The organism is Streptomyces caeruleatus (assembly GCF_001514235.1).
In the GTDB taxonomy this organism is placed as follows: Bacteria; Actinomycetota; Actinomycetes; order Streptomycetales; family Streptomycetaceae; genus Streptomyces; species Streptomyces caeruleatus.
The window spans coordinates 117,714-131,025 of record NZ_KQ948945.1; the positions used below are offsets into that span (position 1 = coordinate 117,714).

Consider the following 13,312-nt stretch of genomic DNA (forward strand, 5'->3'; position numbering starts at 1 on the left):
GGCGGCGGGCCTACGGGCTGTCGCTTGCCCAGTGTCGTTCAGTCCTTCGTGAGAGCGGTCGTACTGCTACCAAGAGTACGTGTCTCGCGGCCCAGAGGTTCCCGCCGGGCGACTGCTTCCGGCTGCTTCGGCTCGCCGAAGAGCATCCGCCGGAAGTCGGCCCGCGCCTGCCGTACGGACTCGCGGGCGGCGGTGAGGGCCTGCCGGGTGGCCCGTCCCACACTGCGCGCGGCCTCGGCGACGGGCCGCAGCACCGCGTCCCGGACGACGTGGCCGGCCGGTGTGAGCACCGTCCGGTACACCCAGCGCACCGGCTCCACGAAGGTCCACCGGAAGAGGCTCGCGAGGAACCGTCCGACGGCGAGCGAGATCCGTCCGGCGACCCGCCAGGCATGTCCGAGCGCGTCCCAGATCTCCTTGCCGACGACGGCGAGCACGCGGCCGACGGGTGCGAGGACCCAGCGGTACAGGGCCAGCGCGGGCAGTACGAACAGCACGCGGGCGGTCCAGTACAGGGCGATTCCGATGCCGGTGACGATCGTGCTCAGGAGCCACACGAGACCCCTGGCGCACCAGGCGACGGCGTGTCCGACCGGTGTGAGGATCCACTCGTACACCCACCGTGCGGGGACGACGAGGAGGTACCGCGTCAGCCAGGCCACCGCGGCGAAGATGCCGAGCCCGATCGCGGCGAGTACGGTGCCTAGGCCGCGCAGGACCCACATCACCGCGTGCCCCATCGGGGTGAGCACGCGCGCGTAGAGCCATCCCAGGCCGGCCCCGATCCCCCGCGCCACCCACGCGCACGCGTGCCCGACAGGAGTCAGGACGTACCGATACAGCCACACGAGCGGCACGACGAAGAGGATGTTCCCCAGCCAGGCCAGCCCCCGCGCCACGGGAACCACGACGTACCGCCACAGCGCCACGAACGGCCACACGAACAGTGCCCGGCCGAGCCACAGCAGCGCCCGACCCACCGGCCGGAGCACGGTGTCGTTCAGGAAGCGTCCGGCGACGACGAGCGCGTCCCACGCCATCCGTACCGGCACGACCAGCACGAGGACGACGATCCGCACCGGAACGCGGATCGCGACCACCAGGCACCCCTGGGGTTCCTGGCGCTGTGGTGGTGGCGGCTTTTCGAGATCCATACCCCAGTAGACGCATGGAACCGGCTGGTCGGATGCGGGTCAGGGACACGATCCGGCAACTACTGAGCAGAGGCCTGAGCAGCCGCTCCGCGCTACTCGGCGTCTGATCACGCCGACGTTGACGGTCGTGCCGCGCTCCCGGGAGCCCAGGGCGGCGATCCGGGTGACCAGTTCGGCTTCGGCGAGGGCGTGCACGGCGCTCGCGCCCGCGTAGGGGTCGAGGCCGGCGTGTGCCTCGACGCCGGCCGCCGTCACCTCGAACAGTCCGACGCCCTTGCGGGACGTCTTCAGCGCCCCTCGTCACCGCGGCAGCAGCGCGACGGCCGTCTCGGCGATCACCTCGGGGGCCGGTCCCACGTCGAGCGCGGCGCCCCGTTCGTCCGGTTGCAGCGGTTCGAGCGCGGCGAGCTGCGAGCCGAGCAGCGTCTTCGGCATGAAGTGGCCGGCACGGTCGCCGAGGCGCTGTTCCAGCACCTTCCGCTCGGCGGTCAGATGCAGGAAGAAGGCGCTCGGGCAGGCCGTGCGTAGGGTGTCCCGGTAGCGCCGCTTCAGCGCCGAGCAGGCGACCACGCAGCCGGTGCCGGCCGCTTCGCCTTCCCGAAGTCTGCGGCCGATGGACTCCAGCCAGGGCCAGCGGTCCGCGTCGTCGAGCGGGATGCCCGCCGACATCTTGGCGATGTTGGCCGGCGGGTGCAGGTCGTCGGCCTCAGAGAAGGGGATGTCCAGCCTCTCCGCGAGAAGGCGGGCCATGGTCGTCTTGCCCGTACCGGAGACTCCTATGACCACGAGGCACAGGGGGTGACGGCGGGAACCGGGGGGCGGCCCGGCGCGTTCTGGCATCGAGGGAGCCTTCAGACGTCGTCCGGCGGGGCCGCCGGCTCGTGCAGCAGATCCTCCCGCCGCTGGAGGCCGTCCTCGTACGGCGAGGGTGGCGGCGGCCCGTCCGAGCCGGCCGGGTACTCCTCCAGCGGGACGAGGTCCTTCTGCCAGGCGTCCAGTACGGGTTCGAGGACCCGCCACGCCTCCTCGGCCTCGTCGCCGCGGATGGACAGGGCCGGGTCTCCCTGGAGGACGTCGAGGAGGAGCCGGCCGTAGGCGGGCAGGTCCGGGGGTTCCATGCCCGCGGTCAGTGAGAGCGGGGTGAGCTCGTGCGCCTGGGAGCCGATGCCGGTCAGGTCGAGGGACAGCCCTTCCGGTTCGAGCTGGAACCGCAGCACATTGGGCAGGGCCTCGCCGCCGGGACCGAACGGCAGATGGGGTACGGCGCGGAAGCGCACCGCCACCTCCTTGCGGTCCTCGTTGAGGGCCTTGCCGCTGCGCAGCCGGAAGGTGGTGCCGGCCCAGCGCCAGCTGTCCAGTTCCAGCTCCACCTCGGCGAAGGTCTCGGTACGGCGTTCGCTGCTCACGCCCTCCTCGTCGACGTAGGCCGGAATGTCGCGGTCACCGATCCGGCCGGCCAGATAGCGCGCGCGGCGGGTGCGGTGCACGACGTCGTACTCGGTCAGCAGCCGCACCGACCGGAGCACGTCGACCTTCCGGTCGCGCAGGTCGCGTTCGCCGAGGGTGATCGGGGGTTCCATGGCGACCAGGCAGAGCAGTTGGAGGAGGTGGTTCTGGATCATGTCCTTGAGCGCGCCGACGTGGTCGTAGTAGCCGGCCCTGCCTTCCAGCGCGAGCGTCTCGTCCCAGGTGATCTCCACCTCGGCGATGTGCGTGCTGTTCCAGATGGGCTCCAGTACCCGGTTGGCCAGGCGGCTGCCGAGCACGTTCTGGACGGTCGTCATGGCCAGGAAGTGGTCGACGCGGAACACCGCCTGCTCCGGTACCAGGTCGGCGAGCAGCCCGTTCAACTCCCGCGCGCTCGCCAGGTCTTCGCCGAACGGCTTCTCCAGCACGACCCGGCTCCCCTTCGGCAGGCCCGCCTCGTGCAGCGCGGTGACCGCGCGGGGGAAGAGGGCCGGCGGGAGGGCGAGATAGACGGCGACCGGCCCGTCCCCGGCGACGGCCGCGGCGATGTCGGCGGAGCTGGTGACGTCGGCCCGCACATAGCGGGCGCCGTCCACGACCGCCTCCCGCGCCCCGGCCGGATACGTCCCGCCGTGCCGGTCCAGCTGGGCGGCCATCCACTCCCGGAACTGTGCGCTGCTCCAGTCCTCCCTGCTCGCGCCGGTCAGCTGGAACCCGTCGCCCAGATGTCCCGCCTCCTGGAGGGCGGCCAGCGCCGGCAGCAGGTAGCGGGCCGTGAGGTCCCCTGTCGCGCCGAAGACGACGAGCCGGTCGATCATGCCGGCGCCCCCGCCCTCACCCGGGCCAGGTTCACGCCGCTGGCGATGACCCCGATATGGCTGAACGCCTGAGGGAAGTTGCCCATGAACTCTCCTGTGGACGGGTTGATCTGCTCCGACAGCAGCCCCAGCGGGCTCGCCCGGGCGCACAGCGAGGCGTACAGCTCTTCGGCCTCGTCGATCCTGCCCTGGCCGGTCAGGTTGTCGACCAGCCAGAAGCTGCACAGCACGAAGGCACCCTCGTCGCCGGCCAGGCCGTCGGGTGACTCCCCGTGCAGATAGCGGTAGAGGAGCCCGTCGCCCGCCGAGAGGCGCTCGGCGACGGCCGTGGTGGTCGCCACCATCCTCGGGTGATCGGCCGGCACCACATGGCGCAGCGGGAGCGCGAGCAGGCTGGCGTCCAGGACGCCGCCGCCGTCCAGGTGGGCGCTGAGGGTCCGGGCCCGCTCGTCCCAGGACTGCTCCAGGATGAGCCGGCGCAGTTCCTCTGCCGAGGCCCGCCACTGGGCGACCCGCCCGGGCAGGGCCAGCCGCTCCCCCATCTGCGCGGCCCGGTCCAGCGCCACCTGGCACAGCCCGACCGAGTACGTGAACGCCCGGCCCTCGCTGCGCACCTCCCAGATGCCCTGGTCGGGCTGACGCCAGGCCCGCTCGGCGGTGTCGGCCAGCGCGGCCAGGCTCGCCCACAGCTCGGGCTGGATCTCGCCGCCGCTGCGCAGCCACTGGTCGGCGCAGTCCAGGATCTCGCCGTACACGTCGTGCTGGCGCTGGTCGGCGGCGCCGTTGCCCCAGCGCACCGGGCCGGAGCGCTGATAGCCCTCCAGCTCGCGGTCCTCGACCTCGTCCGGCACGGGTGCGCCCCGCAGGTCGTACATGATCCGTGGCCGCCGGCTGTACTCGAAGGCGTCGAGCACCCAGCCGAGGAAGGCGTCGGCCTCGCCGCGGAAGCCGATGCGGCGCAGCGCGAACACGGCGAAGGCGGCGTCGCGGATCCAGGCGTAGCGGTAGTCCCAGTTGCGGATCCCGCCGATGGGGGCGGGCAGGGAGGAGGTGGGGGCGGCGACGAGCGAGCCGTTGACCCAGTCGTCGCACGTCTTCAGCGTCAACGCGGCCCGTCTGACCAGGGGTTCCTCTGGGCCGTCGTAGTCGAAGTGCCGCATCCAGCGGTGCCAGGCGTCGACGGTCGCGCGCAGGGTCGCGTCGGTGTCGAGGCGGTGGTGACGGTGGATGCGGCCCCAGGACAGCACGAGGTCGAGGCGGTCGCCCTGGCGCAGGTCGTGGGTGCTGCGCAGGCCGGTCAGGGGGCGGTTGGACCGCAGGTGCAGGCGCAGGTCCGGTCGCCGGGAGGGGCGCACCTCCAGTCCGCTGAACAGGGTCCGGGTCCGCGCGCCGCCGCGGGGCTCCAGGTCCGCTCGCAGCCGGACGTGCCCGTCCAGGACGACCGCGGACCGCACGAGTTCGGACCGGCCGGCCGGGGCGTCGTCGGTGAGGTCGGCGCCAGAGCGCAGGGTCAGCGCGTCGGTGACGCGCACCAGGCCGGTGGGAGCGCGCAGTTCGGTGGTCAGTACGCCGGTGTCCGGTTCGTAGCGCTGTCGCGCCTCGACCAGATCTTCCGGCGCCACGGTGAAGTGCCCGCCCCGTGCGTGATCCAGCAGGCCGCAGAACAGCGGGTCGGAGTCGAACCTCGGCAGGCACATCCACGAGATCGACCCGTCCAGGCCGACCAGCGCGGCGGTCGTGCCGTCCCCGATGAGCCCGAGGTCCTCCAGCGGCAGGTAGCCCTCCCGCCGACGGATCGGCCGGAACGGTGGATCGGGATCGTGCATGCCGCCTCGTTTCGGCGATGGCGAGAGACCGGTGCCCTGAAGGGTGGAGAGGGGGTTAGAGGGGGTTCCCTAGAAGCTGATCATCACCTTCACGACGTCCTCGAGTTTCTTGTCCGCGACCTCGAAGGCCCGCTCCATCTCGTCGAAGTGGAACTCGTGGGTCGTCAGGTGCGACGGATCGACGCGCTGGCTCCCGAGCACCCGCAGCAGTCGTTCCATACGCAGTCTTCCGCCGGGGCAGAGTCCCGTACGGATCGTCTTGTCCGCCATGCCGACGCCCCATTCGACGCGCGGAATGCGCACGAACTCCCCTTCGCCGAAATAGCCGGTGTTGGAGATCGTGCCGCCGGGCTTGGTGACCTTGACCGCGGTCTGGAAGGTCACGTCGGCGCCGAGCGCCTCGATGGCGGTGTCGACTCCCTGTCCGTCGGTCAGTTCGAGAACCCGCTCGACGACGTCCTGCTTGGTGAAGTCGACGACCTCGTCCGCGCCGTACATCTGCGCGAGCTTCTGCCGGCTGGGGACCGACTCGACCCCGATGACCAGCCCGGCGCCGAGGAGCCTGGCCCCTGCAGTCGCCATCAGGCCCACCGGCCCCTGGGCGAGAACGGCGACGGTCCCGCCCACCGGGATGTTTCCGTGCTCGGCCCCCATGAATCCGGTGGACATCATGTCGGCGCAATACACCGCCGCCGCGTCGGGAATGTCGTCCGGGATCTCCGCGAGATTGGCGTCGGCGTCGTTGACGTGAAAGAAGTCGGCGAAGACGCCGTCCTTGGAATTCACGAACTTGAATCCGCCGAGCGGCGCGCCGGACTGTGAGGGAAAGCCGTTCTGCGAGGCAGGATCGCCCCAGTCCGGAGTGATGGCCCCGACCAGCACACGGGCGCCGGGCCGGAAGTCCTTCACCTCGCTCCCCACGGCCTCCACGACGCCGACCGCCTCGTGCCCCAGCGTCAGATTCTCCCGGGGACCGATACCGCCCTGGACGGTATGGGAGTCGGAGGTACAGATCAGGGCCCGGGTCGTCCGCACCAGGGCGTCGCCCGGACCCAGCCGCGGGACGGGCTTGTCCATGAAGCCCACCCGCCCGATCTCCTTCATGACGAACGCCTTCAACCGCCCCGTCCCTCCTGCCGCCGCACACCGCTGTCCTCACCACGGTCCCGGGGATCGCGGGGGATCGCGATCCGGGAGCCGGGTCGGTAGTGCGTTCCGGTGACATCGGGAGCCGCCGGCCGCGGCGGGAGCCGTATGCCGGGACGCGGACCGGACTCACCGTCCACCGCCACCGCCACCGTCGCCCTCCCCGTCACCGTCGCCCTCCCCGTCACCGTCACCGCCACCGCCACCGCCACTCTCCCCGCCACCAGCGCCGACCCCTTCCCGGAACACGACGACCGGACAGGCCGCGTGCTGCGCACAGTGCTGGGCGACGGATCCCAACAGCAGCCCAGCGAACCCCCCGAGCCCCCGGCTGCCAACCACCAGCAGGGACGCGTCCCTGGCCATACGGAGGAGCACGCTGGCGGGGGTGCCGTAGTGCACCTCGGTACGCACCTCCACCGGTGGCCGCGCCCCCACGGTCTCCTCGACGACCCGCTTGAGGTCGTCACGTGCCCGGCCCTCCAGCGCCCCCTCGTCGCTGCTCGACGGCGGCAGCCAGCCGAGCGCGCCGTGAAACTGCGGCATGTCCCAGGCGGTCACCGCCAGCACCTCGCCCCGCGTGAGCTCCGCCTGCCGCACCGCCCACCGAAGGGCCTGCTTCGACGCGTCCGACCCGTCCACCCCGACCACGATGCGGTCCGCCCCGTCGCGCTGGTCAGCCATGGTTTCCTCCTCGCCGGATCCGAAGGGGGCCGGGCCTTGTCCCCATCGTCGGGTCCGGTTACGCCGCCCGCGACCGGGACCGGCCGCAGGCAACAACAACGTGGTGAACCTCTGGCCAACGCCGTACGCTCCCGTTGATCCAACAAGAACTCCATGGGGGGACGTTCATGCGCGCAACCATGCGCCTGGCCCTGCTCGGCACCGGCGTCGTGCTGGTCACCACCGCGACCGGTGCGACCGCCGCCCAGGCGACGGACGGCGGTTCGGGCAACATCACGATCGACAAGGTCGTCGTCAACGGCGGCAAGCCGGTCGTGGTCGGCACCACCAACGTGGTGTCCGCCAAGGTCTCCGTGACCGCCTCCGACGATTCGGGCATCGTCGAGACCACGTACATCAGCGCCTTCGGCCCCAAGCCGAACTACGCGCAGATCTGGTACGACGACGGCGACATCACCTGCGTCAAGGCGAGCGCCACCACCTCGACCTGCACCGGCACGCTGACCTTCGACCCGCAGGCCGCGACCGGCTTCGTCAACAACGCGGCGGCGGCCACCTGGAACCTCGCCACCCTGGTCTCCGCCCACGACTACGACTACATCCACCGGGACGCCGCCACCACGTTCAAGGTGCAGCGCTACTCGAAGCTGACGGTCAACGCCTCGCCGGAGCCGGTGAAGAAGGGCAGGACCATCACCGTCACCGGCAAGCTCTCCCGGGCCAACTGGGAGGACAACCAGTACCACGGCTACACCAACCAGCCGGTGAAGCTTCAGTTCCGCAAAAAGGGCAGCACCACCTACACCACGGTGAAGACGATCAAGTCCAACTCGACGGGCAACCTCAAGACGACCGTCACCGCCTCCACCGACGGCTACTTCCGCTACAGCTTCGCGGGCACCGCGACGACTCCGGCGGTCAACGCGACCGGCGACTTCGTGGACGTCCAGTAGTACCCGGAGAGGTGCGACGGCCCCTGACCGGAGCGTCGGTCGGGGGCCGTGACGTGCGGCCACGTAGCTGCCACCAGCCACGTTTCGGCTCGCGAGCCACCACACCCAAGCTGCAGAACCCTTGCCTAGGGGCAGCTGATCCGGGTGTCGCCCGAGTCCGTCGTGCAGGTGTCCGTGCCGGAGCCGCCGTTGGCGGTGTCGTTGCCGGACACGTTGTCGACGGTGTTGAGGCTGTCGTTGCCGTCGTTGCCGATCAGGTTGTCATTGCCAGGGCCCCCGTTGAGGACGTCGTTTCCGGAGCTGCCGTCGAGGCGATCGTTGCCGTAACCGCCGTACACGGTGTCACCGCCGAAGCCGGCGTTGACGGTGTCGTCCCCTCCGAGAGCGCAGATCACGTCGGGGCCGAACGTGCCGTTGAGGGTGTCGTTGCCGCTGGTTCCGACGCGGGTGCAACCACGTGCGTTGTTCACCGTGGTAGTCGCCGTGGCGGTGTTGTTGCCCGAGTCCGGGTCGGATTGTGTGGCGCCGACCGTGGCCCGGTCGGAGAGGGCGCCGGTGGCCCGCGGCTCGGCCGCGATCTGCACCGTGGCGCTGGCGCCGGGCGCGAGGGTGCCCAGGGAGCAGCTCGCGCTGGTGGCCGTGACGGTGCAGGTGCCCCTGCTGGGCGTCGCCGAAACGACCGAGGCGGCGGGGCCGCTGAGCGTCTCGGACAGGGAGACGCCGGTGGCGGAGGTCGTGGTGCTGTTGTTGGTCACGGTCACGCTGTACGTGGGCCGGTCGCCGATGCTGACCGTGGTGGGACCGGTCTTCCTGACCGACAGGTCCACGCCGGACGGTGGCGGAGGTGTGGCGGCCACCTGGTACCGGACCAGGCCGCGGTCGTCGCCGGTGTTGCCGGAGACGAGGATCTTTCCGTCGGGCTGCAACGCCACCGCGCTGGCTGTGTCGAAGAAGCCGTTGGCAACATCGGTGGTCACCTTGCCGCCGGTTCCGAAGCCGCCGTCCAGGTTGCCGTCGGGGTTGTACCTGGCCACCGCGAATTCGGCCTGACTCATCCCCACGGCGACGATCTGCCCGTCGGACTGCAACGCCAGGTCGGTACCCCTGTCCAGGGTTCCGCTCCCGAAGTCGGTGGTGACTTTGCCGTCGCCGCTGAAGCCGCTGTCGAGGGTGCCGGTGGGGTTGTAACGGGCCAGGGCGAAGTCGAAGTCGCTGAAACCTGCGACGACGATCTTTCCGTCGGACTGCAACGCCACTCCACCGATCACATCGGCATCGGCGAAGGCGGTGGTCACCCTGCCATCGGCGTCAAAGCCGGTGTCGAGGCTGCCGTCGCCGTTGTAGCGCGCGAGCGCGAAATCGGAGGCGTTGGCCGGATAGTTGTACCCCGCGCGACCGGCAGCGACGATCTTCCCGTCCGACTGCAACGCCACGTCGAAGGCGGTCGCCGCGCCGCCCGCAAAGGCGGTGGTGACCCTGCCGTCGCCGTCGAAGCCGGTGTCGAGGCTGCCGTCGCCGTTGTAACGGGCCAGCGCGAAGGCGGGGCCGCTACTGCCTACAGCGACAATCCCGCCGTCGGCCTGCACTTCTACGGAGAACGCCTCGGCCGGCCCACCCGTCCCGAACTCCGTGACCACCGTACCGCCGGTCCCGAAACCGGTGTCCAGGGTCCCATCAGGGTTGTAACGGACCACGGTGAACTCGGGGAACAGGGTCTCGGGGTCCGGTGTGCGGCCGACCACGACGATCTTGCCGTCGGCCTGCACCGCCACCCCGTTGGCGTAGTCCTCACTGCCGCGAACGTCGGTGATCACCCTGCCGCCGGTCCCGAATCCGGGGTCCAGAGTCCCGTTGGGGTTGTAACGGGCGAGGCCGAAGTCGACCTCTCCGCTTTCGTAGGGCTGGAAGAGACCTACGGTGACGATCTTGCCGTCGGGCTGCAGCGCCATGTCACGGCTCTCGTCGTAGCCGCCGAAGTCGGTGACGACTCTGCCGTCACCGTCGAAACTCGGATCGAGGTCGCCCGGTGCGGCGAGCGCGGCTCCGGGCGCGGTCAGCACGAGCGCCAGGCCCGTGGCCACCGCGATGCCGGTTCGCCCCAGTGCTCTTCGCAGACCAGATGTGAATGTGTGCATACGGGCTTCCTGCCCCTCGTTGCCGCGCGGCGGATCGCCGCGTCCAGTGACAGCCCAAAGCCTGTGGGAACCGTTGCGGCAAGGTCCTTACGGCAGGCTGAGCTGGGCTTACTGGACGTCGAGTTCCATCCCCACGGGTGAGGGTCGCGCAGGGGGCCGTCGCTCGTTTCGTTGCCCTGTTCGTCGTCGCTGCCAGTTGGTCGTCGTTGAGCGACCTCGGACGGCCCGGAAACGGCCCAGCCCGGCCCGGGGCCGAGCACCGGACAGTGCGGTAGGAGTCCACGCTGTCCCCATGGGGGTTGCAGTCGCGGTGCCGAGGTATCGCGGTGATCCTGGCAGTGGAGCGTGGCCGGCGTCGCATGGGCGTTGCACGTCGGCGCCCCGCCTACAGGAAGGTGGCGGCCATGGCAGCGATGCCGAACGAGACTCAGAGAGGACAGCGGGGGCCAGACAGCAGCGAAAGGCTCAGCGGCGCGTCCGTCTTCGCCGGAGCCGTGATGATGCTCAGCGGGCCGCTCAGCATCCTCATGGGTGCATCCGGCATCGCCGGGGACAACCTGTTCGCCGCGTCCCAGTACGCCTATCGGTTCGACCTGACCGCTTGGGGCTGGATTCACATTGTGGTCGGACTGGCACTCGTCATCGCCGGCATGGGAGTCGTGACAAACCAGAGCTGGGGTCGCGGAGCCGGTGCAGCGGCGGCAGGGGTCAGCCTGATCACCCAGTTCATGTTCGTTCCGTACTACCCGCTGTGGGCCATCCCGGTGATGACGCTTGACCTCCTGGTCATCTTTGCGCTGACGAGGTTCCAGGCATCGTTCTGACCGTGGCTGTCCATGATCCTCCAGGACCCGTCAGCGGCGTTCGACGCGACGGTGAGGGCACCGCGGGGCGAGCTGTCGAAGTGCCGGCCGCTGCAGGCGCGGCCGCCACCTCGTCCTCACTCTCAGTGAGAGTGACCGCTCGGCGCCGGCGCTGCGTTCTTGACCGTAAGAGGCAGCAGCTTCTTGCCCGTCGGGCCGATCTGGATGTGCGTGTCCATCTGCGGCCATAAACCAACAGCTCAAAATCCTAGTTACCCTTGCCAACATGGGGAAACGAACGAGGACGCGAGCCACCGCAGACCAGAGGCAGTACGCCGTGGAGGCCGAATGGTCACCGGCAGACCTCGCACTTCTGGAGGAGCTGAAAAGGGCGGAGGCACTGTTGCCGGACGACGCTCCGCGCGCGCTGCTGTCCGTGCGGTTGTCCGTCCTCACTGACGACACGACATCGCCGGTACGGCAGGAACTCGATCTGCGCATGCTCGCCAGGGAGCGCGGGTGCCGCGTGGTCGGTGTCGCCAGCGACCTGAACGTCTCGGCTACGAAGGTCCCGCCGTGGAAGCGCAAGGAGCTAGGGGACTGGCTCAACAACCGGGCGCCGGAGTTCGACCAGATCCTGTTCTGGAAGCTGGACCGCTTCGTACGCAGGCTCACGGACCTGAGCACCATGATCGACTGGTGCCTGAAGTACGGGAAGAACCTCGTCTCCAAGAACGACTCGATCGACCTGACCACGACGGCCGGGAAGATCATGGTCACGATCGTCGGTGGCATCGCCGAGATCGAAGCCGCGAACACGAGCACGCGTGTCGCGAGTCTCTGGGACTACACCAAGACGCAGAGCGAATGGCTTGTGGGCAAGCCCACCTATGGATACGAGACGGCAGAGGACGAGAGCGGCAAGGTCGTGCTCGTCATCGACCAGGACGCCCGCAGGGCACTGCGTTGGTGCCGTGACGCCGCCATGAGGGTAAGGCCCGCTTCCGCCCGGCGCATGGTCAAGGTTCTCGTACGGGCTGGGCTCTGCGGACCGGGCCTTACTGCGGCAACCCTGCTCCGTCGCCTCAGGAATCCGGCGCTCATGGGGTATCGCGTAGAAGAGGACAAGAACGGGGGCGTGCGCCGGTCGAAGATCGTGCTGGGCAGCGACGCCAAGCCGATACGCGTGGCAGAGCCGATCTTCGAGAAGGACGAGTTCGAAAGCCTTCAGACGGCATTGGACCGGCGAAGCAAGAACCAGCCCACCCGCAGCCCCGACGGCGCTACCAAGTTCCTTGGAGTCCTGATCTGCCAGGACTGCGATACCAACATGACAGTGCAGAAGACCAGCAACAAAGGTAGGTCGTACGCGTATCTGCGCTGCGGCAAGTGCCGTAGCGGGGGCCAGGGGGCTCCCAACCCGGAAGAGGTCTACAGCAGGCTCGTCAACGACGTCCTGAAGGTTCTCGGGGACGAGCCGGTCATGACACGCGAGTACCGCCAGGGAGCTGAGGCCCGCAAGGAACAGCAGCAGCTCGAAGAGTCCGTCAGCTACTACATGACCGGGCTTGAGCCCGGAGGCCGCTTCACGAAGACGCGGTTCACCAAGGAGAAAGCTGAGAAGACTCTGGACGACCTCATCAAGAAGCTGGAGGCCATGGACCCCGAGTCCACCAAGGACCGATGGGTGGCCGTGCACAACGGCAAGTCGTTCCGGGCCCACTGGGAGGAAGGCGGCATGGAAGCAATGGCCACCGATCTCCTTCGGGTCGGCGTGAAGTGCAAAATCAAGCGGACCAAGGTCAAGGGCGTACGCGCCCCGAGCATCCGCATGAAGCTCATGATTCCCAAGGATGTGCGGAAGCGTCTGATCCTCAAGGAAGACGATTTCGCGGAAGCCTTCTGACACGGAGCAGGCGACGCACGCATGGGGCCGCCTACCCGATGGATTCGGGGAGGCGGCCCCTTCTCTTACGAGAACCACGACGAGGGATCGAACGGTTCTTCAGTACCGTCGTCGTCGATGATCACAATCTCGCTCTCGATCGCGCCCGCACTTCGCGCCGCGTGGGTTCGTGACGAGCACGGGAGCAACGAAGCTTGAGCAGACGGTTCGGGGGCGATGACAGTCACGGCCCCCACTCCCCCCACTGCTCCGCGTCCTCCCGCGCCTCCTTGGCCAGTTGGCGGTTTATGGCGATGTCTTCGGCGATGCCAAAGGCAACGTCCGACTCGCCGGGGGTGTATCCGGAGCCGACGTAGCGCCAGGCCGATTCCGTGACCGCGTCCGGGCCGTCCGTGCGCCTGGTGTCGCCCTGACGATGTT

General features: G+C 69.3%; 11 protein-coding genes and 1 pseudogene. 3 read left to right on the forward strand and 9 right to left on the reverse strand.

Going from position 1 to position 13,312, the window contains the following annotated elements; genetic code table 11:
- Positions 1-38 precede the first annotated feature (38 nt).
- The 7 genes from AQJ67_RS40960 to AQJ67_RS40990 form a co-directional block, all read right to left on the reverse strand.
- Positions 39-1,154 carry a hypothetical protein gene (locus AQJ67_RS40960; RefSeq protein WP_062724654.1) on the reverse strand — a complete coding sequence of 372 codons (1,116 nt, stop codon included), beginning with the start codon at positions 1,152-1,154 and terminating at the stop codon, positions 39-41.
- Between the two features lie 39 nt (positions 1,155-1,193).
- A complete protein-coding gene (locus AQJ67_RS40965) occupies positions 1,194-1,409 on the reverse strand; it encodes a peptidase dimerization domain-containing protein (RefSeq protein WP_062724655.1) in 216 nt (71 codons plus the stop codon).
- Positions 1,410-1,454: 45 nt separating this feature from the next.
- Positions 1,455-1,994 (reverse strand): gluconokinase, encoded by a 540-nt coding sequence (locus tag AQJ67_RS40970; RefSeq protein WP_079056503.1) that lies wholly within the window; start codon positions 1,992-1,994, stop codon positions 1,455-1,457.
- 11 nt (positions 1,995-2,005) lie between these two features.
- Positions 2,006-3,439 (reverse strand): glucose-6-phosphate dehydrogenase, encoded by a 1,434-nt coding sequence (locus tag AQJ67_RS40975; RefSeq protein WP_062724659.1) that lies wholly within the window; start codon positions 3,437-3,439, stop codon positions 2,006-2,008.
- Positions 3,436-5,265 (reverse strand): glycoside hydrolase family 15 protein, encoded by a 1,830-nt coding sequence (locus tag AQJ67_RS40980; RefSeq protein WP_062724661.1) that lies wholly within the window; start codon positions 5,263-5,265, stop codon positions 3,436-3,438. Before AQJ67_RS40980 ends, AQJ67_RS40975 begins: the two co-directional genes overlap by 4 nt.
- Positions 5,266-5,334: 69 nt before the next feature.
- Positions 5,335-6,369, reverse strand: a complete 1,035-nt coding sequence (locus tag AQJ67_RS40985) for an NAD(P)-dependent alcohol dehydrogenase (protein ID WP_244190771.1) — start codon at positions 6,367-6,369, stop codon at positions 5,335-5,337.
- Positions 6,370-6,540: 171 nt separating this feature from the next.
- The gene (locus AQJ67_RS40990) at positions 6,541-7,095 is read right to left on the reverse strand and encodes a universal stress protein (protein WP_079056504.1); all 555 of its coding nucleotides are present in this window, start codon (positions 7,093-7,095) and stop codon (positions 6,541-6,543) included.
- Positions 7,096-7,262: 167 nt separating this feature from the next.
- On the opposite strand from AQJ67_RS40990, the gene AQJ67_RS40995 reads away from it, so the two are divergent.
- Positions 7,263-8,048 (forward strand): single-stranded DNA-binding protein, encoded by a 786-nt coding sequence (locus AQJ67_RS40995; RefSeq protein ID WP_062724664.1) that lies wholly within the window; start codon positions 7,263-7,265, stop codon positions 8,046-8,048.
- 125 nt (positions 8,049-8,173) lie between these two features.
- On the opposite strand, the gene AQJ67_RS41000 is transcribed toward AQJ67_RS40995, so the two are convergent.
- Positions 8,174-10,183, reverse strand: a complete 2,010-nt coding sequence (locus AQJ67_RS41000) for a DUF11 domain-containing protein (RefSeq protein ID WP_079056505.1) — start codon at positions 10,181-10,183, stop codon at positions 8,174-8,176.
- A gap of 404 nt (positions 10,184-10,587) precedes the next feature.
- Between AQJ67_RS41000 and AQJ67_RS41005 the strand changes: the two genes are divergently transcribed.
- Both AQJ67_RS41005 and AQJ67_RS41010 read left to right on the forward strand, forming a co-directional pair.
- Positions 10,588-11,007: a DUF7144 family membrane protein gene (locus tag AQJ67_RS41005; RefSeq protein ID WP_244190772.1), complete on the forward strand. Its 420-nt coding sequence runs from the start codon at positions 10,588-10,590 to the stop codon at positions 11,005-11,007.
- Between the two features lie 265 nt (positions 11,008-11,272).
- The gene (locus AQJ67_RS41010; protein ID WP_107123119.1) at positions 11,273-12,892 is read left to right on the forward strand and encodes a recombinase family protein; all 1,620 of its coding nucleotides are present in this window, start codon (positions 11,273-11,275) and stop codon (positions 12,890-12,892) included.
- A gap of 223 nt (positions 12,893-13,115) precedes the next feature.
- Here the strand turns inward: AQJ67_RS41010 and AQJ67_RS41015 are convergent.
- Positions 13,116-13,312: pseudogene (locus AQJ67_RS41015) on the reverse strand (hypothetical protein); the annotation flags it as partial.